Source organism: Chelatococcus sp. YT9 (assembly GCF_018398315.1).
Lineage (GTDB): Bacteria > Pseudomonadota > Alphaproteobacteria > Rhizobiales > Beijerinckiaceae > Chelatococcus.
This window is the reverse complement of record NZ_JAHBRW010000001.1, coordinates 4235335-4259714: the sequence shown is the minus strand read 5'-3', so window position 1 is coordinate 4259714 and position 24380 is coordinate 4235335. Positions and strand designations below refer to the sequence as shown.

At 60.3% G+C, this 24380-nt stretch carries 24 protein-coding genes, 1 tRNA gene and 1 pseudogene; 15 read left to right on the top strand and 11 right to left on the bottom strand.

The window, feature by feature from the left end:
- The first annotated feature begins 84 nt into the window (after positions 1–84).
- A complete protein-coding gene (locus KIO76_RS19590; RefSeq protein ID WP_213324816.1) occupies positions 85–468 on the top strand; it encodes a hypothetical protein in 384 nt (127 codons plus the stop codon).
- A gap of 41 nt (positions 469–509) precedes the next feature.
- On the opposite strand, the gene KIO76_RS19585 is transcribed toward KIO76_RS19590, so the two are convergent.
- Complete coding sequence (locus KIO76_RS19585; RefSeq protein WP_213324815.1) at positions 510–1301, bottom strand: class I SAM-dependent methyltransferase; 792 nt, start codon at positions 1299–1301, stop codon at positions 510–512.
- Between the two features lie 100 nt (positions 1302–1401).
- On the opposite strand from KIO76_RS19585, the gene KIO76_RS19580 reads away from it, so the two are divergent.
- The 4 genes from KIO76_RS19580 (at position 1402) to KIO76_RS19565 (ending at position 4692) form a co-directional block, all read left to right on the top strand.
- A complete protein-coding gene (locus tag KIO76_RS19580) occupies positions 1402–2538 on the top strand; it encodes an ABC transporter substrate-binding protein (RefSeq protein ID WP_249729656.1) in 1137 nt (378 codons plus the stop codon).
- A 14-nt stretch (positions 2539–2552) separates the two neighbouring features.
- On the top strand, positions 2553–3617 hold the full coding sequence (locus KIO76_RS19575; protein ID WP_213324814.1) for a FecCD family ABC transporter permease: 1065 nt from the start codon (positions 2553–2555) through the stop codon (positions 3615–3617).
- Complete coding sequence (locus KIO76_RS19570) at positions 3611–4369, top strand: ABC transporter ATP-binding protein (RefSeq protein WP_213324813.1); 759 nt, start codon at positions 3611–3613, stop codon at positions 4367–4369. The genes KIO76_RS19575 and KIO76_RS19570 overlap by 7 nt, the downstream gene beginning before the upstream one ends.
- A 98-nt stretch (positions 4370–4467) precedes the next feature.
- Entirely contained in the window at positions 4468–4692 is a 225-nt protein-coding gene (locus KIO76_RS19565) for a hypothetical protein (protein WP_213324812.1), read from the top strand.
- A gap of 24 nt (positions 4693–4716) precedes the next feature.
- On the opposite strand, the gene KIO76_RS31440 is transcribed toward KIO76_RS19565, so the two are convergent.
- Positions 4717–4848, bottom strand: a complete 132-nt coding sequence (locus KIO76_RS31440; protein WP_283771454.1) for a hypothetical protein — start codon at positions 4846–4848, stop codon at positions 4717–4719.
- A 648-nt stretch (positions 4849–5496) separates the two neighbouring features.
- Here KIO76_RS31440 and KIO76_RS19560 point away from each other — a divergent pair.
- Positions 5497–5586, top strand: a tRNA-Ser gene (locus KIO76_RS19560).
- A gap of 1816 nt (positions 5587–7402) precedes the next feature.
- Here KIO76_RS19560 and hutC read toward each other — a convergent pair.
- From hutC to KIO76_RS19545, 3 genes and pseudogenes are all read right to left on the bottom strand, one after another.
- The gene (gene hutC, locus KIO76_RS19555; RefSeq protein WP_213324810.1) at positions 7403–8152 is read right to left on the bottom strand and encodes a histidine utilization transcriptional repressor HutC; all 750 of its coding nucleotides are present in this window, start codon (positions 8150–8152) and stop codon (positions 7403–7405) included.
- Between the two features lie 395 nt (positions 8153–8547).
- Positions 8548–8838 (bottom strand): annotated as a pseudogene (locus KIO76_RS19550) (aromatic amino acid lyase); the annotation flags it as partial.
- A gap of 167 nt (positions 8839–9005) precedes the next feature.
- Entirely contained in the window at positions 9006–9968 is a 963-nt protein-coding gene (locus tag KIO76_RS19545; RefSeq protein WP_213324807.1) for a cucumopine synthase-related protein, read from the bottom strand.
- A 413-nt stretch (positions 9969–10381) separates the two neighbouring features.
- Between KIO76_RS19545 and KIO76_RS19540 the strand changes: the two genes are divergently transcribed.
- The 6 genes from KIO76_RS19540 to KIO76_RS19515 all read left to right on the top strand — a co-directional run bounded on the left by KIO76_RS19540 (position 10382) and on the right by KIO76_RS19515 (position 15624).
- Positions 10382–11314, top strand: coding sequence for a cucumopine synthase-related protein (locus KIO76_RS19540; protein ID WP_249729655.1), 933 nt, complete (start codon positions 10382–10384; stop codon positions 11312–11314).
- A gap of 502 nt (positions 11315–11816) precedes the next feature.
- Entirely contained in the window at positions 11817–12839 is a 1023-nt protein-coding gene (locus KIO76_RS19535) for an ABC transporter substrate-binding protein (protein WP_213324806.1), read from the top strand.
- Positions 12839–13768 carry an ABC transporter ATP-binding protein gene (locus tag KIO76_RS31640; RefSeq protein WP_213324805.1) on the top strand — a complete coding sequence of 310 codons (930 nt, stop codon included), beginning with the start codon at positions 12839–12841 and terminating at the stop codon, positions 13766–13768. The genes KIO76_RS19535 and KIO76_RS31640 overlap by 1 nt, the downstream gene beginning before the upstream one ends.
- On the top strand, positions 13705–13920 hold the full coding sequence (locus KIO76_RS31635) for a TOBE domain-containing protein (RefSeq protein ID WP_213324804.1): 216 nt from the start codon (positions 13705–13707) through the stop codon (positions 13918–13920). The genes KIO76_RS31640 and KIO76_RS31635 overlap by 64 nt, the downstream gene beginning before the upstream one ends.
- Complete coding sequence (locus KIO76_RS19520; RefSeq protein ID WP_213324803.1) at positions 13889–14800, top strand: ABC transporter permease; 912 nt, start codon at positions 13889–13891, stop codon at positions 14798–14800. The genes KIO76_RS31635 and KIO76_RS19520 overlap by 32 nt, the downstream gene beginning before the upstream one ends.
- Positions 14797–15624: an ABC transporter permease gene (locus tag KIO76_RS19515; RefSeq protein WP_213324802.1), complete on the top strand. Its 828-nt coding sequence runs from the start codon at positions 14797–14799 to the stop codon at positions 15622–15624. The genes KIO76_RS19520 and KIO76_RS19515 overlap by 4 nt, the downstream gene beginning before the upstream one ends.
- A 135-nt stretch (positions 15625–15759) precedes the next feature.
- Here KIO76_RS19515 and KIO76_RS19510 read toward each other — a convergent pair whose 3' ends face one another.
- From KIO76_RS19510 to KIO76_RS19485, 6 genes are all read right to left on the bottom strand, one after another.
- Positions 15760–16338 carry a MaoC family dehydratase gene (locus tag KIO76_RS19510; RefSeq protein ID WP_213324801.1) on the bottom strand — a complete coding sequence of 193 codons (579 nt, stop codon included), beginning with the start codon at positions 16336–16338 and terminating at the stop codon, positions 15760–15762.
- A complete protein-coding gene (locus KIO76_RS19505; RefSeq protein ID WP_213324800.1) occupies positions 16335–17516 on the bottom strand; it encodes a CaiB/BaiF CoA transferase family protein in 1182 nt (393 codons plus the stop codon). The genes KIO76_RS19510 and KIO76_RS19505 overlap by 4 nt, the downstream gene beginning before the upstream one ends.
- A 1-nt stretch (position 17517) precedes the next feature.
- Positions 17518–18699 (bottom strand): ABC transporter substrate-binding protein, encoded by a 1182-nt coding sequence (locus KIO76_RS19500; RefSeq protein WP_213324799.1) that lies wholly within the window; start codon positions 18697–18699, stop codon positions 17518–17520.
- Between the two features lie 13 nt (positions 18700–18712).
- Entirely contained in the window at positions 18713–20011 is a 1299-nt protein-coding gene (locus KIO76_RS19495) for a TRAP transporter large permease (RefSeq protein WP_213324798.1), read from the bottom strand.
- Positions 20008–20532: a TRAP transporter small permease gene (locus KIO76_RS19490; protein WP_213324797.1), complete on the bottom strand. Its 525-nt coding sequence runs from the start codon at positions 20530–20532 to the stop codon at positions 20008–20010. The genes KIO76_RS19495 and KIO76_RS19490 overlap by 4 nt, the downstream gene beginning before the upstream one ends.
- 198 nt (positions 20533–20730) lie before the next feature.
- Positions 20731–21714: a C4-dicarboxylate TRAP transporter substrate-binding protein gene (locus KIO76_RS19485; protein ID WP_213324796.1), complete on the bottom strand. Its 984-nt coding sequence runs from the start codon at positions 21712–21714 to the stop codon at positions 20731–20733.
- Positions 21715–21806: 92 nt separating this feature from the next.
- On the opposite strand from KIO76_RS19485, the gene KIO76_RS19480 reads away from it, so the two are divergent.
- The 3 genes from KIO76_RS19480 to KIO76_RS19470 all read left to right on the top strand — a co-directional run bounded on the left by KIO76_RS19480 (position 21807) and on the right by KIO76_RS19470 (position 24310).
- Positions 21807–22679 carry an IclR family transcriptional regulator gene (locus tag KIO76_RS19480; protein WP_213324795.1) on the top strand — a complete coding sequence of 291 codons (873 nt, stop codon included), beginning with the start codon at positions 21807–21809 and terminating at the stop codon, positions 22677–22679.
- Positions 22680–22800: 121 nt separating this feature from the next.
- A complete protein-coding gene (locus KIO76_RS19475) occupies positions 22801–23253 on the top strand; it encodes a MaoC family dehydratase (protein WP_213324794.1) in 453 nt (150 codons plus the stop codon).
- 247 nt (positions 23254–23500) lie between these two features.
- Positions 23501–24310, top strand: coding sequence for a LuxR C-terminal-related transcriptional regulator (locus tag KIO76_RS19470; RefSeq protein WP_213324793.1), 810 nt, complete (start codon positions 23501–23503; stop codon positions 24308–24310).
- Positions 24311–24380: the final 70 nt, after the last annotated feature.

Below are 24380 nucleotides of genomic sequence, written 5' to 3'. Positions count from 1 at the left end.
TGGATTTTGCCAGGGCAGGCGGCGTGAAGCTGCGTATCGCTGCGTCGATCGGAGAGGCTGGCAGCGCGGTTTTGGGGGAGGGGAATGGCTCGGTTGACGAATGGTAAGCTTGACGCGTTTCGCAGCGTCAGCCACGGCATTGCTTTTGAGTTTCGAGATTTCCTGACCCTGCGGAAGCGTTCGCGAGAGAAGCCCGCATTCGGAGACGGAAGGCTCTTTCCTACACCGAACGAAGTCACGCTGGCGTGGCTCACCCCGCGCTTGCAGGGCGATTTCGCAGTGGAAAGCCGCGCGGGCGGTATTACCCAGATGGTGATGCTCGCCGATGAGGCGGACGCGAAAGCTCTGGCGCAGGCCCTGCGGCTTTCTTTCGCGCCGGGAGAAGGCCAGCGCTGCACCTATATGGCGCGCTATGAGGTGACGGCCTTCACCCAGCTGAAATGGGCAACGCAGGCAGGTCTCATCTGAACGGTGAGGGCCCGCCTTCGAGTGCGGTTTTCTCGTGGTACCTATGTCAGGGGCTTTGTGACGCAGATCGCATAGCGGTCCTGCAGGAGGCGGTCGAGCCCGCGCAACAGGGGCATTTTGCGGGCCTGGGCTAGATGAATGTCGCCCATCTTCCGGTCCACGACGGCGCCGATGAAGCCAGCTTCCTCAAGGAGTGGTATCACCGCTTCCGCGGTCATGCCCTTGGAAAAGAAAAGCTGCGACCGAATGCGCTGGTCGCGATTGACGAGATCCGGATCCTGCATGCCCGATGCCGGCTTGCCGGCGATTTTCTCCAGGGATGCGCGTAGCAGGCCAGCCCAGGTCTTCTTGTCCTGGTTGAGATCGACGATCAGCAGCTTTCCGCCCGGTTTCAACAGCGCATACCACTCCGCGAATGCCGCCCTTGGGTCCACAAGTGTCCAGACGAGGTGGCGTGTGATGATGACATCGTAGCTGCCACGGGCTTCCATGGTGTTCTCGGCGTCGCACATGATGAAGCGGATATCGCTGCCGCGCTTCGCTGCCTTGGCGCGCGCCTTCGACAGCATGGCCTCAGACCAGTCGGCGCCCGTCACCGCGAAACCCAGATCGTGCATGAGATGCGAGATGACGGCGGTGCCGCAAGCCAGATCCAGAGCTGCCCGCCCTTCACCCCGCCCGAGGTGCCTCGCGATCAACCGATGCCACCCGCGCCTCTCCGCGTCGGAAAAAATTTCATGCCCAACGCTCAAGTCAAAGGTTTCGGAGCGTATCGACCAATATTCGCGAATTTCGTCGCGTAGGGAATAGTTTGAGCTATGCACGTCCGTCATGGAAGCGAACTCATTGGAATTATTACAAAAGATAGCAATTGACGGCCCTGCGTCGATTTCCTATCGGCGATCTCATTAGCAAATTTAAAGGGCGGTCGAAATGGGGTTCCTTCATCGTACCGTGGTCACTGTCGTCGCGCTGGCAGCGCTGATGCCGGCAACGGCCATGGCGCAGTCATTCACCGTGAAGGACGTCGCGGGACGTGAGGTCACTTTCGACAAACCCGTTGATCGCGTCATTCTTGGCGAGGGGCGTCTTCTTTATTCCGTCGCTGCTATCGAGCCCGACCCTTTCTCCAAGGTGGTGGGATGGCGCAATGACCTCATGCGCAACGACGCCGACAGCTACAACGCCTATGTTGCGAAATTTCCCAAGGCCAAGGACGTCCCGTTTCTGGGAAATTTGACTGACGGTACGCTGCAGACCGAAACCGTCGTCAACCTGAAGCCCGACGCGATGGTGCTGACCATCGGCGACAAGAAGGCCGCCGATGAAGTCAAGCTGGAGGAGATGCTCGGCAAGATCGGCGTGAAGGTCGTCTATGTCGATTTCCGCGAACATATCCTGAAGAATACGGAGCCGAGCCTCAAGGTCCTCGGGCAGCTCTTCGGCAAGAGCGATCGCGCGGACGAGGTCGCCGCCTACTGGCGCAAGGAGCTTGCGCGCGTCACCGACAAGTTGAAAGCCGCCAATCCGAAGCGCCCGAACGTATTCATGTATCGTGCGGCAGGGCTCGTCGAATGCTGCGGCACCTTTGGGCCTGATAATTTTGGCCTGATGGCGGATCTGGCTGGCGGCCACAACATCGGCTCGGATTTCCTGCCGGGTTATACGGGATCCATCAACGCCGAGCAGGTCGTCGCAACCAATCCGGACGTCATCGTGGTGACTGGCGCCAACTGGAGCCAGACCCCCAATGCGAAAAACTTCGTCAATGTCGGACCAGGGACGGCTGCGTTGGCGGCGGGCAGCCGGGAAGCGCTCGCGGCGTTGATGAAGGAGCCCGCCTTCACCGGGTCCAAGGCCGTGAAGAATGATGATGTCCACGCGATCTGGCATCAGTTCTACACCAGTCCCTACCAGTTCGTGGCTATCCAGCAGATGGCCAAGTGGTTCCATCCCGAGCTATTCGCGGACCTCGATCCGGACGCGACGTTCAAGGAATTCCACGCCAAGTTCCTGCCGATCGACTACCAGCCGGGTTATTGGGTCTCGATGGACGGCGGTAAGAAATAATGGCCAGCCTGCACATGGCAGAGCCTGCTGTCGGTAGCCTGGAGGGCCGGGGTCAATACCGCGCTCTCATACGCAGGAAACTCGTCATTCTGGCTGCCATGGCTTTGGCGCTGTGTTTGTCCTTCGCCGTCGATCTGGCGTGGGGCCCGGCGCGCTACAGCCTTCTCGATGTCGTTATCGCGGTTTTCAATCCGGCCGCCGTTTCAGATTCTGTGCGCACGGTGGTCTGGGACATCCGCATGCCAGTTGCGGTGATGGCGATCGTGGTGGGCGCGGCGCTCTCAGTCGCTGGCGCGCAGATGCAAACGATCCTCGCGAACCCTCTCGCGAGCCCGTTTACCCTGGGCATCTCGGCGGCAGCCAGCTTCGGCGCGGCCTTCGCCATCGTTTTCGGTGTGCCGTTCTTGCCTGTGGTCGCCTCGGGCCTCATCGTTCCGCTGAATGCATTTCTCATGGCGCTGGTCGCCACGCTGTTCATCCATTTCATATCCCAGATGCGCGGCGTGTCCGTCCAGACCGTGGTGCTTCTTGGAATTGCCTTGGTATTCACGTTCAACGCGGCGCTTGCATTCCTGCAATATCTCGCTTCCGAGCAGGCCCTGGCGACCGTCGTTTTCTGGACGATGGGCAGCCTGACGAAGGCGACCTGGCCGAAGATATGGATCACCTTGGCGGTCCTGCTGATTGCACTGCCCTTGTTCGCACGCAACGCATGGGCCTTGACGGCCATTCGCCTCGGTGAGGACAAGGCTGCGAGCTTCGGCGTGAATGTGCGCTATATCCGCCTCGAGACGATGCTGGTCATCTCCCTTCTGGCGGCAATTCCCGTCAGCTTCGTGGGGACGATCGGCTTCGTCGGACTGGTCGGTCCGCACATCGCCCGGATGATCTTCGGGGAAGACCAGCGCTTCTTTCTGCCCGGCTCGGTCGTGTCCGGGGCACTTCTGTTGTCGCTCACTTCGATCGTCAGCAAATCGATCATCCCGGGCGTCGTCTTCCCCATAGGGATCATCACCGCCCTGGTCGGCGTGCCGTTCTTTTTCTCGTTGATCCTAACCGATGTGAGGCGCACATGGTGACGCTCCAGCTCGATCAGGTCGGGGCCTATTACGGCAAGAAACTGACGGTTTCCGAGATCAGCACGCCCTTGCTGTCGGCAGGCGAGCTGGTGGCCGTCATCGGCCCCAATGCCGCGGGCAAATCCACCTTGTTCAAGCGTGTCGCGGGGCTCCTGAAGGGGCCGGGACAGATCCGCCTGGAGGGTAGCGCGAAGGGCAAGCGTGCCATCAGCTATATGCCGCAGGACAGCTCGGCGAATGCGGTGCTGACGGTCTATGAATCGATCTTGCTGGCGCGAAAGCAGGGCCAGTCGTGGAGCGTGGGCGACGATGACCTCCGGCTGATCGATCACATCATGGAAGCTCTCGATATTCGGGATCTCGGTTTCCGCGATCTCGGCGCGCTCAGCGGGGGCCAGCGCCAGCTGGTCTCAATCGCTCAGACATTGGCGCGCGAGCCCGACGTTGTCATCATGGACGAGCCGACAAGCGCGCTCGATCTCCATAGGCAAATGGAGGTGCTCGCGTTCATGCGTGCGCAGGCCAGGCAACGCGGCATGATCGTATTGATCGCGATCCACGACCTCAATCAGGCGCTCCGCTTCGCTGACAAGACGCTGATCATCGCCAAGGGCCGAATGGTTGCTTGCGGCCTTTCCGGCGATATCATCACGGCCGACATGTTGCGCGATGTCTATCGCGTGGAAGCGCGGATCGAGCGCTGTTCCCGCGATCTCAGCCACGTCATCGTCGACGCCAACATTCCAGCCTGAACACGCGCCGTATGCGGGTCGCTTTCCGCTGCGCCCATGCTTGCCCCGATCATGCGGCAGTGGGATAACTTGTGCCGCTGCGGATCGGAATGTGAGCGATGATGATGACCGAACACGCTGCAGTCATTCGGCGGATTGCCTTGGCCGGACACGAAGGTGAGCCCGCCTATTCCTGGTCTCTGGTCACCCAGGATGCGATCGACCGACTGCTTGAACTGCACCTCGTCGAGATGGCGGGCAGGGACTGGGATAATCGTCCTCGGTATCGCCTCACTGATGACGGTCGCAAAGTCTCTGGCGACATCGCTCCCGCATATGGCTGAGCGTCTGGCCTAGATGATGTGAGCTTACGCCAAGCTTTGGATGGCGAACGCCAGTCCGACGAACGCCGTGATGGTGCCCGCAATGGCGAGCTTCAGCGCCAGGCTGGGGTCGCAGCGCGGCGTCAGCCCGTCCTCATAATCACTTTGATCCAACACAGTTATTCTCCGGAATAATCTGCGACCCGCATAGGCGGGGGATGCTTCAGTTTCATGACGGAGGTCCACCGGCGAGCGAGCAATGCGCGAGACACATGCGTTGGTGCGATAGCGTGCTAGGCCTTTGTGGCTCAGGGCGCGGTCATATGTTCATCCGACGGGGATCCGAGATGATCTTCGGCTTGCATCTGCTATGTCGAAGACCAGCGGACCGGGGTTGTTCCAGTAAGCCCTTGCAGGTCTCCTATCTTCCACCGTGCTTCCGCTCCAATCGGCCTGGCGCGGCAGCGATAGCCCGTCTAGAACGCGCCCTTCCTCATCCCGACTGACGAGCTGGCCCTCGTCCTGGTTTCACATCCTCGTAATCCCACGCGCGGGGCGCACCGCGGCGCATAAAAATGGTGTGCCACTCCGGCATTTTCACTTTCATGACTTGCGTCATGCTCATGCTGTGGACTATTTCAAGCCGGCGGCTCGATGGTCGACCTCTGGAGATATCCCAGACGCAGCTCGGTGAGGACCATCGCCAAGCTGGCCTGTGCATCTCACAGCGGCTCCGGGATCCCCATGGAGGGTACGGCGTCACGGAAGAGAACGGAGAGCGGCCGGTAGCATAATGGCTTGGAAATTTTTATATTTCCAAGCGCGGGAGAGGTGGCCGAGTGGTTTAAGGCAGCGGTCTTGAAAACCGCCGTGCGGGCAACCGTACCGTGGGTTCGAATCCCACCCTCTCCGCCAGCAACGGTGATCCGACGGGCACCGGCTTATCTCGGCTGCCGCGTTCGCCGGCAAATCCGAAAGCTGCGCTGGCGTGGGGACAAGGCCATCACAATCGTGGCCGGAGCGAGATACGGCGATATTCCACCTGCATCCCCATGTTGTCAGTGAGGCGCCGGCGTTGAACGATGCCTCGCACCTCGAGCCGCCTTAGCGCCTCGTGCAGCCGGCTTGGGATGGAACTCAGGTGGTGCCATGATAGGTGAAGCATCCATGTCATAGCTGCAGCTTTCTCCGGGTTAAGCGGCAGCACATCAGCTTCGACGTCCGAGAGAATCGGCACGCCGGTCAGAGCGCCTAGAACTATTGCTCCCATGCGACTGACGCCGATCAGATCGCCGGTCAGTCCGCGGCGGTGCGTCGTGACCCGCTCCAGCAGGCCTTGCTGTAGAAGGCACTTTATGGGACCCACGTATTTCCTATCGGCGCTTTCAAGCGAAAGAAGGGGGCGAGGGCGACCATTCGCAACGCCGCCCTCTCAGATTGGGAGAGCGAAGAGCCCGGCGGTGGTCGGAGCGTGCCCTTCGCTTCCTGTCCAGGCTCGTCCAGGCCGTTGATCAGACCTCCATGGGCTGACGCCAGGCTGTCCGATGAAAAAACTCTGACTTTGCATTGGTTCTTAACTGAAACTGGTTTGCGCATGAGTTTTCCTCTCTTCTGCGCTAAATCACTTCCCCCGCCTTCCGCAGGCGGAACAAACGTTAAGTGTCAAAACATTGCGCCTTTCAGCGCGCGGATGGGCGCTCAGCCGCCCGAGGTCCTTCTGCCGTCGCGCTCCAAAAACGCGTGGCAGTTGGCGCAGAGGCATTCACGGCAGCCGGCTGTTCGGCGAGAGGGAAGCCAGCGGCGGAATTGCTCGCGCATGATCTATGGAGAGCCGACGTGCTCCGTCCTTTGCCCAGGGGCGGCTAGAGGTGTAGTTGGCTTGGTGTTGAACCGAAATCCGCAGTAAGCCCGGTATTGCGTTGCGTCAGGGTCTCGAAGGGGAAGGGCCGATGTATTTTTATAATATAATTCTTCAGATGAAGTTATTATACCTAATAAAACGACTTACTCGTGCATACATTGAAGGTTATGTTCGCTATTTTTTAGTTGATATGATCGCATATCAGATGAATAAAAGGTTGGTTAATGCCATTTGCGCCGCCATTCAAAGAGAGCTTTCAGGCTGGAGATATCATCTATGGTCTTGGAATCTTTATTAAATGCGACTTCGACAGATACCGTCATCTCGTTTCGGCCGATTTGGAGCGGTAGTTAATAAACATAACCCGATATCAGCTTAATGGAGAGAAGGTGGATATCTTCACTCCAAATGATAATGCAGAATTTCTGGTTTCAATTTTCAGCATCCCACATATCGGGAAGGGGTCGATCTGAAAAATCTAGATTTTGTTCGATGGAGGAAGAGGTCAAAAAATTTGGATTGCTTTGGCATACCCATCGCGGATCAGGCGCGACGGTGCATTTTTTTCTCGATCGATTAGGTATTAAGGCCGTGATAACCAAGAGCCATGTACTCGATCATAAACCTCTATTAGGGGACAAGCGCACGTCAATTACCGAATCTGAGTTGCGACGGATATACAGAAATCGCCATAATCCCCAAGTGCAGAAGCGGGTTCAGTTTTGGCATGGATATCCCGAGTATGCTCCTTGGATTCTGGCAAAGCCTTAGCGATTTCTGCTCGTGGAAACACTATTCTCCACGGTCGGAACGACCAAAGGTGGAGATACGGCCTCCCGAGTTCAACTCACCAACGCCCTTGCCGTTGGCCTAGGGAGAGCCGGCCGACATTGACGGCTTGAAACGTACCACGAACCGATGGCGGTCGCCGGGATAGATCAGCCGGACGAATGTGATGAGCTGCCCATCCAACCATGTCCTGCGGGCGATGGAAATGCACGCCGTGCGCTCGACCACCTGTAGCCGTCTGGCAAGGATGGCGTCGGCCGACACGGCGCGGATCGAATGTTCACCCTCGGTGAATGGGACATTCTGGAGCAGCCAGCTGCCTGGTGGCTCGTCCTTGAACTGCAGCCTCTCCACTTGTGGGACCGCATCCAGATTGATCTGACGGGTCTCCATCGTGAAAGGGAGGTTGTCGGCGTAATGCATCACCTCGAGCGTCAAGAGCCGGGTTCCAACGGGGACGCCGACATGGCGCGCATCGAGAGCGTCAGTCGCTTTCCGAACGCTTCGATCGGTGATCTCGAAGGAATATGTTCGGTCAATCGCCAAGACCTCGGCGCGAATGTCCTGAATGTGCATCAGCGGTTCTTCGATCCGCGGGGGCGCTACGAAAGAGCCGGACCGGCGCTTCCGAGAGATCATTCCCGCGGCCGCAAGGCTCGACAAGGCCTTGTTCACCGTCATTCGCGAACAGTTATAAATGTCGACCAGTTCTCGCTCCGGCGGAATACGGGTGCCTGGTCCCCACTCACCGGTCGTTATCTTGCTTTCGATATCGCGCTGGATCTCCAAGTAACGAGACGAAGCATGTTTTTCGGTTGAAAGATCATCCATGGGCGGGCGACGCTACCCTTGGGATATCTGTACCGCGCATAGATTGCCTCCACCACCAAAGCGTTTGATTGGTATATAACATATGGCCATTTATCCGTATATCAAAGACCATCCGGCTGCGGCGCCCGGTCTATGGCTTTGTTTTGGGATCGGAGAGAGGTTTGGGCGGCCAGCATCTTTGTCGCCACCGCGCTGCTCAGGCCGACGGGAGAATTCCAGCTGCCCATGGCCGACCCCACGGCCGCTTGCAGCCAGCTGCCGCGCGAGGTCCGCCGTCATGTAGCGGTCGTCCGGGAATTCCGTCGCGGATAGCCTCGCGAACGGCGTCAAGCGTCGGACCGGATGTCAATGGCGCGTGCAAACCACACCTCGGCTGCGCTGGAGTCAGCCTCCTGACGAGCCGGGCGATCGTCGAGCGGAGCGCCGACACCACAGCAGTGAGGCATGATCAGATTGCGCTGCAGGACTTCGACGTCATCAGCGGGAATCCGTGCGCTCGCGACTTTGCCGAACCCCGTGTTGATACCGTAGTGCGCTTTTTCACCACGCGCGATCTCAGCGACCTTGTCGGCTGATACGTGCATCCTGTTCCATGCCGCATCGTCGCGTTTGGAGATCAGCGCACCTTCGTGGACGGCCGCCAGGGTTTCAAGAGAGACTTTACCGGTAGCCGGCATATGGGGCATATCGATACCTGACGAGACGAAGCTAGGCAGACATATATACGATCCGCGCCAACTTTGTATATACCATATGACATCCGGTGCGATGTAAGGCTCCCTGCGAAAAACGACATGGGCGGCCTCTCGATGAAAGGCCACCCATGCCATGAAGCTAAAGGCTATCTATATGATCAGGCTTGCTTAACCGGATTGAAGCGACCTGGAAATTCCTGACCATTGACGGCGCGGCCGTAGAACATACCGAGGTACCACGGGAAGTAGTGATATGACCAGGCACACAAACGGTTGCCATACATAATGAAGGTCCGCAGGATCGTGCGGAGTTCTTCCTTGTCGTCCGTCTCGCGGATAGCGGCCCGCAGCTTGTTCGAAAAGTCGAGAAGCGTGTCCAGGCCGGAATAGCCGAGATACTCGGAATAGGCTGGATCGAACGCTTCGACGGCTGCCACGAAGTCATCATGAGAGAGCGTGTCGATCAGCTTCAGGAGGGGATAGGCTGTGTACATGATGTAATCACGGAGCATTCCGTTTGCGAAATCCCAAGCAGTGAAATACTGCCCGTAGGTCCCCGTATCCCCGATTTCGCCGGTGCGAATACGGCGCAGATCCTCTGGCTCAACCGTCTGGATCCTCTTCGCCTCCGCGTAGAATTCAGCGGCGACGCCCTTGAGATTCGAGAAGCGGCCTTCGCCTTTGAACGCCTGCGCTGGATCGTGCGGCTTCACCTCGACGAAGATCTGCTCCTTCGCGAAGAAGAGGTTGGTCCAGATCGCCTTTCCGACGCCTTGCAGGAGGTGGTGGTATTCTGGAAGGACCTTTCCCAGTACCGGCTGGGCAAGCGGCTCGAGCCCCTTGCCATACTGGATCGAGAACTTGTTGCCGGTTGCCTGGGAATATCTTAGGTCGCCGACCGCGCAATCGACGATGCGGCGGCGCAAGCGAACCGGCGCGGTGCTGATCGTTGGCGTCCAGGCGTAAAGCGATTCACCCGACACCACCGGATGCGCCTGCATCACCTTGAACGGAAGGTCTTGCCAGAACTCTTCGCACAGTTCCGGATTGTCCTCGTCCGCGAGCTCCGCCACGACAACGACGCCGAGTTCCGGCCATGAGATATCAATCAACCTGCCCATCTTGGTCCCCGATCTTTAGCAGTGGTCCAGGCCAAATTAAGCATTAGCCCGAATAAGTATATACCATATAGCGTGTGTGGCTTTCCGCAAGCTTGATTTCCAGTGGATCATGGTGGGTCCAAAGGTTTCTTAGCGGGCCATAGGGGCGATTTGTCTGCTATGGCCGTGGTGGGCGACGTTGGCCGGGTTGTCGAGGGTCGCGGCCGAGAATCGCCAAAAACAGCCGCTTTTCCAACATTCGCGTTGTCATTTTGCGGTGGAGCTCGCTCGCGTACAGCGGGTGAGGGGAAACGCATCGTAGTGTGAACAAAAACGACATATGGTCTATACAAATAATTTCCATTGCCTATGCTGTCTCCAGGCGGCCCGCCGCCGCAGGGTCAAGAGAGGAAATCAAAATGACATATGGAAGCTTGGGGGATGTCGTCAGCGCGGTGAAAGAGAGGACGAGGGTCTACGAAAGTACCGAGCCACAGGAGCTTCGGGATATCCGCACCGGGACATTCGCGGTGGGCACCAACAACCAGTATTTCACCAACCTGGATTTCGTGAACGGCATGCTTCGCGATCAATCCATGTACACCTGGTATCCGCTTCTCCTGACATTCCAGGACGAGCGGTTCACGCTCGAGCAGGCCTGCGTGCTCGTGCATCGGTTCGACTATGCGTACAGCAATTATCTGCGCTACAGCGGCCTGCAGGAGATGGGCGCCTTCGCGGAAGCTATCACGAAGTATCTTCCGACGGCTTCAAGCCGCGAAGAGGCCGTCGAGGCCGTCAAGGCCTTTCTCGGTTATCTGAACCGGCTTGCCGCGTGGTCGTTCCACTATTTTCCGTGGAGCATCGGCAAGCATCTCACCTACGAGACGCCCGAGGGTTCCATCGCCGCCCTTGCAGACCCGGCGCGCCGCGTGAAAATCGCCGACGGCCAGAAAGTTCGCCTAACGTGGCAGCCGCTTGGCATCAGTGTCATTGCCCATCTCGCCACCAGAGAAAACCCGGAGCTCTGCAGCGACATTATCGAGGCTTTGCCGTTCACCGTGGTGCAGGATCACGCCGTCGTCAGCGGTGAATCAATGTATGCCTGGGCGCCCGTCGTCAGTACTGCCAAGGTGAACGTGAAGGAGCGCCAGTGCGACGCGCCGGTAGGGCGCATTCGTTACTCACAGGGGACTGGCAACAAGATTATCGTGCAATACGGCGAGGTTACTGAGGATATCGCCACGCCGGTGCTCGGAGAAATACTGCCGGAGTACGCCGATGACATCTATAAGGTTGGTCGTGCGGTGCTTGAAAGCAACTTCGGCGATAAGACGCCGATCATGCTGACGGTTGAGCTCGCGTAGCCAGAATGCAGTTCGCGGCCCAGCAGGCGGACCGCCCTTTCCCGGGCCGCGAAATTGTGGCTTGATTGGTCATGCCTTTCTGATAATATGTATAGACCAAAAGCAGATAATGCGGGTAGAGGAGAACGGCGCGATGGCTTCCTGGTTTGATTGCAGTTCTATTAGTGGCGCTCCGGACAGTGTGGTGCATCCTGCGGGCGCGCTTGCCGGCTCACCAGCTTGCGGGTCGTTACGGTGACCACTCGCTGCCTTGGCTCTGCCTAGAGCAGATTTCCCGCGGCCCTGATGGATTGTTGAGAGAATATCAGTTGATCCCCGTCCGGGGACTGCCGGTGACGGTCCTGCGAAACGGCTGATTACCGAAGATATGCTCCACAGGCGCTGCTGAGGGAAATCAATACGAAATTGAATGTTCGCGTGCTGGCTTAAGGCCAGATGCGAACATTTAGTTCCTCAAAACTGTCTCAATACAGAGTAGGCCCAAACAAAGGGGAGCGTATCCATGAGCTGGAAATTTGGAAAAGCCGTTGTCGCGGGTGCGATGATGGTAGGGGCCTGCGGGCTGAGCACCGCGGCTTTGGCGCAACAGAAGGAGCTTGTCCTCAGTGGCTTTGGCGGAGCCTATGACGAGGCGATGGCCGCAAGCGTCAAATCCTTCGAACAGGACAATGGCGTCAAGGTCACGATCGTGGCCGGCTCGGGTGCGAACAATATTGCGCGCGTCCGCAATAAGGAAGTCGATGTCATCGTTTCCGATCCGGTCTTCGCTCTCCGGATGGAGGCAGAGAAGGCCTTTGCGCCACTCGATCCAAACCTCGTTCCCAACCTGAAGAATTTGTATCCGAACGCCGTTTACTCAGACGCGGTGGTCGCGGCGAACTTCGGTGCCTATGTGATCGCCTATAATCCCGCGGAGGTGAAGGCGCCGGAGTCCTGGTACGATCTCGCAAAGCCTGAATATAAGGGGCGTATTGCCCTGCGCGGTTTCCGCCCCGAGAACATCGACCTTATCACCCTGTTCGCGAAGCGTGCAGGCGGCAGTGAGCGCAACCCGGATGCCGGCTTCGCGGAATTGGCGAAGATTGCCAAGAACATCGACGTGTGGGTCGACGCTCACGCCAATCACCTCGAACTCTATCGCAACGACCAGATTTCCATGAGCGTGTGGACCGACGGCCGCATCGCATGGGCGCGCGATACCGAGGGCCTCAAAATCCAGGGCGCTATTCCGAAGGAGGGCTTTTTCCCCCTTGCCTCGACGCTGAGTGTCGTTGCGGGTCGGCCGAATGGCGAATTGGCGCAGAAGCTCGTCAACCATCTGCTCAGCCCCGCCTCCGGTCTCAACATGGCAACACGGCTCGGATATTTTCCGACGAACCGTGAAACCAAGTTGCCCTCGGAAGTCCAGGCCAAGATCATGATCACGCCTGAGAACGTGAAGGATCTGCAGAGCGCCGACTGGAAGTATATCGTCTCGGTTTACGATAAGTGGCAGCAGCGCTGGGAACGGGAAGTTCAACGCTAATGGCTGAGCAATTTGATATTGAGCTGTCGCATTGCCGCAAGCGTTACGGGGAGCTCAACGTCCTTGACGACGTGTCGCTCCAGGTCAGGAGAGGTGAGTTCATAACCGTTCTCGGGCCGAGCGGTTGCGGCAAGACAACGACGCTGCGCGCCATCGGGGGATTCATGACCCCCGATAGCGGTCGCATCTCGATCCGGGGGAGGGAGGTCACGCATCTTCCTCCCTACAAGCGCAATATTGGTGTTGTTTTCCAGAACTATGCCCTTTGGCCGCATATGACGGTGGCCGAAATTCTCGGCTTCGGCCTGCGCATTCGCAAGCTGCCGCGGGAGGAGATCACCCGCCGCGTCGACCGGGCGTTGGGCATGGTGCAACTCACGGGCTTGAAGGATCGCTACCCGCGGGAACTCAGCGGCGGCCAGCAGCAGCGCGTCGCCATGGCGCGCGCCTTGGCGATCGACCCCGAGGTGATCATTCTCGACGAGCCGCTCTCCAATCTCGATCGCCGGCTGCGGGAGGAGTTGCGTATCGAGTTGAAGCGTCTCCAGCGCTCCCTCGGCGTCACGATGCTGTTCGTTACGCACGACCAGGAAGAGGCGCTGTCGATGTCGGATCAGGTCGTCGTCATGCAGTCGGGACGGATCCAGCAGATTGCGGATCCGCGAACCGTCTACGAGCGTCCCGCGAACCGCTTCGTAGCCGGCTTTCTCGGAGCGCCAACTTTCTCGCGGGCGAGCTGGTTGGCGACGCGCATGATGACAAGGCTCAAGTCAGGCTCGCCAACGGCGCGGTCGTCAGCGCTTATGCGCCCCTGGCGAAAGCGGCCGGGGAGAAGGTCACCGTTGTCGTCCGCCCTGAGTGGTTCGTGCTCGAACGGCGGGGCGACCACCCTCTCGATAATGGGCTCGAGGGCACGGTGGGGGACGTGATCTATGAGGGGTCTGCGATCCGGTACGGGATCTCGCTCGATCATGATCCGGGAACGCCGATCTTCCTGCAGGAGCGATCGAATGCTGACGTCCTGAAACCTGGAGACAAGGTGAGGCTCAATGTCACTAACGCTGTCATCGCCACAGATTGAAGATCGCGGTGGCTTTCGCGAGCGGTGCGTCAGCTGGGCCACCCGCGCGCCGCTGTTCGTACCGTTCCTGTTCGTCATCCTTTTCTTTTTTGTGCCCATGGCGTGGCTCGTCGCCACGAGCATGTCCACACACGAGGTCGGCAGTCCGCCGGTGTTCACCGGTACGCTGGAACATTACGCGCGGTTCTGGACAGACCCGTTCTACCTGGAGACCGCGCTTTGGACGACCGTCAAGCTCTCGGTGGTGTCCACCGTGCTCGCTTTGGTCATTGGCTATGTGCTCGCCTATTACATCGCCGAACTTCCTCCGGACCGGCGCGGTTTTCTGACGAGCATGGTGGTCGTCTCGCTATCCGTGAATATCGTTATTCGGATCTTCGGCTTGAACGTCCTTCTGATGAGCGGCGGGCTTGTGGATAGCGTGCTGACGCTCCTTGGAATGCCGAAAGTGCGCATCATGTACACCGAACTCGGAGTCCTGATCGGGCTGGTGCAAATTGCAGTGCCCTATGTCGTGCTGCCCCTCATCGGCGTCATCGCCGCCATCGATCCGGCTCTGAAGGAAGCGGCTGCAAGTGTTGGCGCAAACAAGTTCAGGACCTTCTGGGCCGTGACGTTTCCACTGTCCTTGCCGGGCGTGGTCGCAGGCACGCTCATAGCTTTCACCTTGAATGCCGCGGCATTCGCCATTCCCGCCCTGATGGGCGGCGGTCGGGTGAGAATGATGGGCATGATGGCTTACGAGCAGGCCACCGTGCAGGGTAATTTCCCGTTTGCCGCGGCCGTCGGGATAAGCCTCACAGTCCTCAGTATCGTGATCACGGCAATCTACCTGTTCGCCATCAATCGAACGTTCCGGACGGCGAGGAAAGCGACATGACCGCCACCACAACAATGTCGAGCGGGCAGGCGCGCTGGCCATGGCCGACGGGGCTGGGCATCGCCGCATCCTGCGCATTTATCTTCGTCATCGCCCCGCTCGTGGTGGTCGCAGGCGCCGCATTGAACGCCGAGGCAATGTTTTTTCCGCCTCGGCAATTGACCCTTCACTGGATGATCGCAGCGCTCACGGAGGGCAGCTTTGTCAATGGCGCGCTGATCAGTTTTGTCGTCGCGGCCGTGGCGGCAGCGATCTCGACGCTCTTCGCGTTACCGGTCGCGCTTCAGCTGAGGAAGGCGCCGCCGGCTGTCGCGCGGATACTCACGCTGGCGTTCATGGGGCCGCTGCTCGTGCCCTCGATCATCTTCGCCTTGGCGCTCTACTCGGTGATCATGTACGCGTTCGGCGTGACCAACCTGTTCATCCTGATGATTGGCCATGTCATCATCACCATGCCCTATCCCGTAAGGACGATCACCGCCGTCACCGAGCATCTCGATCCTGCGCTGGAGGATGCTGCGAGCAGCGTGGGCGCTTCGCCCTGGCGAACCTTCCTTTCGATCACGCTGCCGCTTATCAAGCCGGGTGTGATCGCCGGTTTTCTATTCGCCTTCATCACGTCCTGGAACGACTTCTCGATCTCAGTCTTTCTCACGCCGCGTGAGCTGCAACCCCTGCCGATCAAAATTTATGAGTACCTGCTCTATCAATACAGGCCGATCATCGCGGCGGTGTCGACCTGGTCCGTCATCGGCTCGGCAATCATCGTTCTGATCATCGATCGGCTTGTTGGTCTGAATGTATTCACTGGCCGTCGTGCTTAGAGCATTGTCCGATCGCACTGGATCGCAGAGACGTCTTTGTCATGGCCGGGCGTGTCCGGCCATCTCGATCACGAGGTCCCGGTGTTTTCCAATCGGGGCCGAGAAGGTTGGGGTGGCATCGGTGGAGACGCGGCGCTAGGCGCCTCCTCGATCTCTCTCCGCGCTGCTGCTAACCGGACCGGCAGCTGGAGGGATGTCGTGCGAGCCGCTGCGGGCCTTGGCCGGATCGCGGTATTTCACGGTCTGCAGGTGCTCAGCATAGAGCACGAGCTCGCCCTCGTTCTTGAAGATTTCGTAGGAGCAGACGACGAGGCCCATGTCGGGATATTTCGGCTCCTTCCTGAGCCAGGTGCGGATGCCGTAGATGGTGTCGCCGATGAAGACCGGCTTCACGAAGCGGAGCTTGTCGTAGCCGTAGCTGAAGCTCTGGGTGTTATTGTGCGCGAAGAGCCCGAGCCCGTAGGAGAACACCTGCGCGCCCGAGACGAGCCGCCGGCCGAAGGCGCCCTCATTCTTGGCGAAGATCTCGTCGCCGACATAGGGGTGCATGTCGAGCACCAGGCTGTTGAAGAGCATGGCCTCGCCCTCGGAGATGGTCCGGCGGATGGAGCGCTTGCGCTCACCGACCTCGAGATCCTCCCAAAGCCACGTCTCCATGTTCCAGACGGGGATGGCCGCATGGGCGGCGGGATCGGGATTGGGGTTCCTGCTCATGAGCCCACCTCTTCCTCGATGTCCAGGCCATATTCGCGGTCGATCTCGCGGGTGTGCTCCCCGATCTTCGGCGCCCCGCGCCCCGCGCGCAGCCGGTCGCCGTCCACGGTGATCGGGCAGCGCGTGGTGATGAGTCTCGCGCCGCTCGAGCGGGCGACCTCCTGCAGGAAATCGAGGCGCTTGAAGGCCTCCGTCTCCAGAAGCTCGCCCCAGGTCATCACCGGCGCGCACCAGTAGTCGGCCGGCACCAGTCGGTCGAGCCAGTGTTGCGTCGTCTGCGTCTTGAGATGTGCGGCGAGATGCGCCTTGATCGCGTCCCGGCTGTCGAACCAGGACTTGGGATCGGCGAAGGCCTGTAGCGGCTCGCAGCCGAGGAGCTCGCCGAGCCGGACCACCGAACCCATGGCAATGGCGATATGGCCGTCCTGCGTCTCGTAGAGGCCGTAGGGCGCGCCGAGATAGGCGTGCGCGTTGTTGATGGCGCTGCGCTCGGGCTGCTTGCCGCCGTCGTTGAGATAGGTGCTCAACACCTCGAACTGGAAATCGAGCATCGATTCCAGGAGGCTCACCTCCACATGGCCGCCTTGCCCGGTGACGCCGCGACGAACGAGGCAGGCGAGCAAGCCCTGGACGAGATGGGCGCCGCAGAGAATGTCGGCGATGGCGAGCCCGCAGGGCACCGGTCCGTCGCCGGCATCGCCATTGAGCCAGACGAAGCCCGAGCGGCTCTGGGCAAGGAGATCCTGGCCGGGCAGATCCGCCCAGGGGCCGTCCGGGCCGTAGCCCGTCACGCTGCCGTAGACGATGCGCGGGTTGACCTTGGCGACTGCTTCGTAGCCGAGGCCGAGCCGGTCGATCACGCCCGGCCGGAAGTTCTGGATGAGGACGTCAGCGCGCTCGATCAGCTTCCAAAGCTTGACGAGATCGGCCGGGTTCTTGAGATCGGCCGCATAGCTTCGCTTGTTGCGGTTGATGGTGTGGAACAGCGTGCTGTCACCATCGAGTTCGAGGTTGGAGATATAGAGCTGGCGGCAGAGATCACCGGTGCCCGGGCGCTCCACCTTGATGACGGTGGCGCCCATGTCGGCGAGGCGCAGCGCGGCGCTCGGGCCGGAGAGGAACTGGCTCAGGTCCAGCACCATGAGACCCTCGAGCGGGCGCGGAACGGTGTTTATCATGTCAGCCACCCCCGCCGATACCGGCCTTGCGCTGCGAGGTGGCGAACTGGGTGTTGAGCTCCTCGATCAGCGTGGCATCGTCGATCTCGCCCTTGAGGCAGGCGGTGATGCGCTCGCCGAAATGCTCGAACACCGGGATCCAGCCGTCGAAGCGCGGCCGCACATGGGCGCTTTCCAGCGTGGCGAGGGTGTCGGAGAAGAAGCCGCCGCAGAGCGCGTCGTTGCCTGCGTCCGTCCAGGCAGCAAGGCTTGCGGGCTGGCCGCCGAGGGCCACATAGTCCCCGCTCTGATGCTCCTTGCCGGCGAGCCACTTGGCATAGGCGGTGGCGATGTCGCGGTTCTTCGACAGGGCGCTGACGGCAATGCCGGTGCCGCCGAGCTGTGTTCCGGCCGGTCCGCGATCGCCGTGCGCGGGCGCGTTGGCGAATTTGAGCCGCGGCCGCTCGTTGTGCCGGGCGTAGTTGGTGTAGCCGTAGGCATAGGCGCAATAGACGATGTCGTCGCCCGACACCATCGCCTCATAGGCGTGGATCGGGTTCATGGCCGTCGCCCGCGGATGGGAGACATCGACGAGCTGATGGAAACGGCTCAGGACTTCGCGGCCGAGAGCGGGCGGCAGGAAGGTCTCCGTTTCATCGACGATAGGATGCCCCAGATTGGCGGCGATCGAGATCACCGTGCTGATGGCATCGGTGGGGAAGGCGGTGGTGGTGATCCACTGGCCCTTGGCTCTCGCCCGGCGGCCCAGGGCGATCACCTCCTCGAAGCTCTTCGGTATCTCCGCGCCGAGCCGTTCCAGAAGATCCGGCCGGCAGGAGGAGACCTGCGTCGCCGCATCGAGCGGCAGGGCCCAGATGCCCCCCTTGTAGTCGTAGGAGGGCCATGACCGGCCGACACTGTCGGCGGCGAAGCCTGCTTTCTCCGCATCGCTCAGCACGGTCGCCCAATCGACGAGATAGGGATGGGCGGCGGCAAAGCCGACGAAGGGATGGTCGACGACGATGAGGTCGTAAGTCCCGGCATAGTCTTCGAGCGGCGCTTCGCCGAATTCGCGCAGGCTCCGCTTGTCCCATTGGATCGAGAGCCCGGGGTGGCGCGCTTCGAAGCTGGCGGCTCCGCGAGCGAGCGGATCATAGCCGCGCGGGTGGTCCCACGTCATGCCGCGGAGGATAGTTTGAGCCACGGTATCAATCCCGTCAGTTGTAGAAGAAATTAGGAAGCCAGAGCGAGAGGCCTGGGAAGGCACTCAGGATGACGAGGAGCACCATCATCATGAGAAGAAAAGGACCCACCTCGATCGCGTAATCCTTCATCGGCACGCGGAGCACGCGCGAGGCGATGTACATCATGCCACCGACAGGCGGCGTCACACCGGCGATCGTGAGGTTGGCAACCATGACGATGCCGAACTGCACCGGATCGATATGCGCCTTCTGGATGAGCGGCAGCAGCATCGGCGTCAGAATGATAAGCGCCGAGGAGCCCTCGATCGCGGTACCGATGATGATGAGCAACACGTTGATGGTGAGGAGCAGGCCGAGCGGGCTCCACTCATAGCTGGCGAGGCCAGAGGCCATCTTCTGCGGCACCTGCTCCCACGCGAGATAGAAGCCCAGCGCCGAGGCAGCGCAGATCATGATCATCACGGCGCTCGTGTCGAGCACGGCCTCCTGGATGATCGACGGCAGTTGCCGCCAGGAGAATGCGCGATAGACGATGAGGCCGATGAGCAGGACATAGACGACGACAACGGCGCCGGATTCCGTCGTCGTGAAAATGCCGTAGCGCGTGCCGAACAGGATCACGAAAGGTACCGACAGGGCCCAAAGCCCGTCGAGGAAAGCCTGCTTCACCTCCGGCAGGGTGGCGCGGCTGGTGCGCTGGGGCGCGTAGCCGCGGCGCTTCGCCACGAAATAGGTGGTGATCATCATGCCGGCGCACATCAAGAGGCCTGGCACGATGCCGGCCGCGAACAGCCGGCCGATCGACGTCTCCGTGAGATAACCGTAGATAATGAGGCCAATAGAGGGCGGCAGCAGCGAAGCGATGATCGAGGAACTGGAGGTGACCACCGCGGCGAAGGCACGCGAATAGTTGCGCTCGGCCATCTGCAGGCCGATCGTCTTCGACAGGATGGCCGCGTCGGCGTTCGAGGAGGCGGTGAGTCCGCCGAGCAGCGTCGCAAGCACGATGCACATCTGCGCGAGCGCGCCGGTCATGTGGCCGACAAGGATCTCGGCCACGTTGAGCAGGCGGCGCGTGATGCCGGCCGCGTTCATGATCGCCCCGGCCAATACGAAGAACGGCAGCGCGAGGAGCGAGATCGACTGGGTGCCCTCCGCCATCTCTTGCGCGAAGGTCGACAGCGGCACGTCGTTGCGGTTGAGGATGAAGAACAGGAGCGCCGGGATCGCCATGGCCCAGGTAATGGGCGTGCGCAGCGCGAACAGCACGAACATGAGGATGGAAGGAAGCCAGGGCGAAAGCGCAGTCATGAGATGTTGGCCTCGTGGATATGGCCGGGGAAGCTCTCGGGCGAGACCCAGAGCTGGACGTGCCGCAGCAGCATCATCGCTGACGCCAGCGCAAGCGGCGCATAGAGGACCGATCGCGGCAGGTTGAGCGCGATGGTCAATGATTTCTGCGCGTCGACGGCGTGGATGCCGAAGAAGATTGCGAGGAACGCAAAGAAAGCGGCCAGCAGCCAGAAGTTGAAAATCGCTACAACGCGCTGCCAACGCTCCGGAAACATGACGACGAGCACGTCGATATCGGAATGAAGGCGGTAGCGTACGCCAGCCGCCGCCCCGAAGAAGACGACATAGGCGAAAGCGATGGTCGCAACCTCGTAGCTCCACGCGGCCGGCTGGGGAAAGATGTAGCGGGTGATGACGCCCCAGACGACGGAGCCCACGACGATCACCATCGACACGCCGGCGACGATCTCCTCGAGGGGCCACATCAGCACACGCTGCCAGCCCACGACAGGCGCGCCCGCTGCGGATTGAGAGGTCATGAACGGAACTCCGGCATCAATGTTCTTGGAAAGACTTGGCTGTTCGCGCAGGAGAGAGGCACCGCCTGGTCTACTCGCTGGAGCTTGGCCGCTTGCGGCCAAGCTCCAAACGACCTCCCCGAGGGTTAGGGGCGGTCGACTGTGCAGTCGGATAGATCCGGTTCCCGCGCCCTCAGAGGAAAGGCGCGCGGGTTAAGATCAGTTCGCGCCCATGGCTGCGCGGGCCTTGGCGACGAAGCCCGGCGTCAGGTTCGGCAGCTTCTCGTAGACGCCGGCGCTGGCCTTCTGGAACGCGGCCACATCGATGTCAGTGACGAGGGTGACGCCTGCCTTCTCCAGCATCTTGGCGAACTGGTCGTCCTGCTCCACCGTCGCCTTCGTCAGGTTCTTCGCCGAGACCTTGCCTTCCTCGATCAGGATCGCCTGCAGGTCGGCCGGCAGCTTGTCGAAGAAGCCTGTGCTCGTCACCCAGGCCGTAAACATGAGCTGGTGGTTGGTCTTGGAAACGACCTTGCGGACCTCCTGCAGCTTGGAGCCCCAGATCGCGCCGAAAGGCGCCTCTGCCGCATTGACGACGTTCGATTGCAGCGCGTTATACACTTCGCCCCACGGGATTTCCGTCGGCCGGGCGCCGAAGTCCTTGAAGGTCTCGACCATGATCGGGGAGGGCGGGACGCGCACGGTGAGGCCCTTGAGGTCGTCGGGCTTGCGGATGGGCTTCTCGGAGAGCATATGGCGCGCGCCAAACAGGCCGTTCGCCATGATGATCTTGATGCCCTTTTGCTCAAGCTTGTCCGAGACGTCCTTGAAGACGGGCGACGCGAACAGCTTGTCGGCTTCCTCGAGGCTGCCGAAGATATAAGGGCCCGCGAGGACACCGGCGTCCGGCACGAACTGGCCGAGCTGCCCATAGTCCGTCATGTTCATGATATTGGCGCCGGAAGAGATCATCTCGTTGACCTTCTTCTGGGCGCCGAGCTGCTCCGCCGGGAAGAGCTGCATCTCCAGGCGACCCTTTGATCGCTCTTTGACGCGCGCGGCGAGAGCCTGCATCTCCTTGTAGGAGGCCTCCTCCGTATTAGCGACCGATGTCGCGAAACGGAGCTTGTAATCCTGTGCCGCCGCGGCTCCGACGAGTGCGACGGAAATCCCAACAGCCGACATCAATGCCTTAAGAGACATATGACCCTCCCTGGATGCAGGCGCCCGCTCGGGATCGGCTGCATATTTTACTAGTGAAAACAATTTTTATATGCCAAACCTAGGATGCCATGATGAAGTCTGTCAAGAGCATGCGAAAAGGCGTCGACGAAGCCGAGGACGAGGCCGGGGGTGGCAGCGGCCGCACCTACACGGTGCCGGCGCTGGAGAAGAGCCTCGATGTGATCGAGTTCCTGGCGGTGCAGGACCAGCCTGTCACCCAGAGCGGGATCGCCCAAAGCCTCGGGCGGTCGGCGAGCGAGCTTTTCCGCATTCTTACCGTGCTCAATCGTCGCGGTTGGATCACCCGGCTGAAGGACGACAGCTATCAGTTGTCGTCGCGGCTGTTCGAGCTGGCGCACGGCTATCCGCCGAACAAGCGCCTCATCGATGTGGCGCTGCCATTGATGCGGGCGCTGGCTGGTGAATTGCTTCAGTCCTGCCACCTCTCTGTCGCGGACCAGGGGGAGATGCTTGTTATCCTAGGCGTCGAATCGCCCGGCCAGGCCGGCCTTTTCGTGCGCTCGGGCACGCGCTACGAGTTCGCCTCGACCGCCTCTGGCCGCGTTATGCTGGCATTGGGCTACGCGGAGCTGCTTAACAGCGAGACTACGGGCAAGGCCGAGCGGAGACCTGCGCGGGGCGATCTCGCCGCACGGCTGGAGCAGATCCGGATGAGAGGCTACGAGGAGGTGGTGGGCGAATGGCTCGATGCCGTCGTCGACATCTGCTGGCCGATCTTCAACGTGCGCGGCGAGGTCGCCGCCGTTCTCGCCATGCCCTTTCTCGCGGTGCCGGCTCTGGGCCAGGATGTGGCGACGGCCCGCGACCGGGTGAGGGCGGTGGCGGAGGAGATTTCCAGGGCAATCGGCGCTGGCGACTACCAACGCTGGCTGGACGAGGTGCGGCAAAAGGATCGCTCGCAAAAGGAGCGCCCCTCATCCTGAAGAGACAGTCCGTTGGTTCGGCATCGCGTGTCTCGCTCCATAGCCGACGAACCTTCTTGATCTTATCCACTCTGGAAAGTGCTGAGATCAAGTATAAATCGATAAAGAATAGGGATGGAAAATGGCAACTCAGTATTTTGATGATTATGTGATCGGCGCTGAACGCAAGACCCATGGGCGGACCATTACGGAGACAGATTTCGTGGTGCACGCCGGCCATTCCGGCGATTTCTTTCCTCACCATATGGATGAGGAATTCGCGAAGACCACGCCTTTCGGCCGGCGTATCGCCCATGGAACGATGGTCTTCACCATCGGCGTCGGGCTCACGGCCTCCGAAATCAACACGGCGGCCTTCACCTATGGCTATGACCGCATGCGCTTCGTCAAGCCGGTGTTCATCGGCGACACCATCCACACGCTGCTTACCATTGCCGAAAAGTCCGGGGATCCCAAGCGACCGAACGTAGGTCGTGTCGTCGAACGCGGCCAGGTTCTCAACCAGAAGGGCGAGACCGTGCTCGTCTTTGACCACATCCTGATGGTCGAGCGCGGAATCCCGGCGGTCGTCTGAGCGGCGGGAAGCGTTGGCATCGCGGCAGCGGCTGCGTTGCCAGCGTTCAAAACCGATGCGGGAAGAAACACGGCGTTGTCCTGTTGAACTCACCACATGCGGCAGTTACCGCCGCTCAAAACTCATCGTTTGGCCGCCTAGATTGACGCCGTGACTTGCCGTCACTAACGTCGCGCTTGGAGCTGTTTGGCACTCAGTGGTTTATTGAGGATACAACAGTATCCGTCGATCCGTTATTGGGCGCCGTATGAATCCCGACATCACGCTGTCCTCCCCCGACCCCGATGCCGTGCTCTCCGAGGCGGATGTGCGTGACATTGTCAGACTGCTTGGCGAGGTCATCGCCTCTCGGCGTGATTTCTCCGGCGTGAAGCGGCTGCTGGTGGAGGGCATCTGCCGCCTCGTCAAGGCGGATGCATGGACCTGGAGCCTTGGCTGCGCCGTCCAGCCGGGCGAGCAGCCCATCTATCTCGGCATGGCGCATGGTGGCTTCGACGATGAGCGCTATTCCCGGTTGATCCAGGCGGCCGGTCATCCCGACATGGCCTGGACGTCGGAGAAACTCCTCGGGGAATTGCGTCAGAAGGCGTCGCACATTACGCGGGCTCGACAGCAGATCGTCGATGAGGACACCTTTGCCGCCTCAGGCGTGAATGCCTATCTTTGTAACGCGGATATCGGGCCGTTCCTGTTTTCGCTTCGGCCGATCGACAAAGGCGCCGTCAGCACCATTTCTATTTTTCGGCGCAGAAACGATCCCGCGTTTTCCGAGCGCGAAGCCAGGATCGCCCATATTCTTCTCAGCGAATTGCCCTGGCTGCATGAACAGGGATGGCCCACGGACCGGGGGGTTACCGTTCCACGGCTCTCGCCACGGCTTCGGCTGGTGCTCAATCTCCTGCTTGATGGCCGCACGCGCAAGGAAATGGCCGCCAGCCTGGCATTGTCCGAGTATACTGTCGCTCAATATCAGAAAGCTGTTTACAGCCATTTCGGTGTCAGCTCTCACACGACACTGCTGAGGCGCTTCCAGATGGGCGATGGCGGGCACCGATAGGCCCGTTGCAGAGCTCGATTTCACGATCAGGCGCGTCGCGGACCTGCGTCAATCGCGTTTGAAGCCGCGA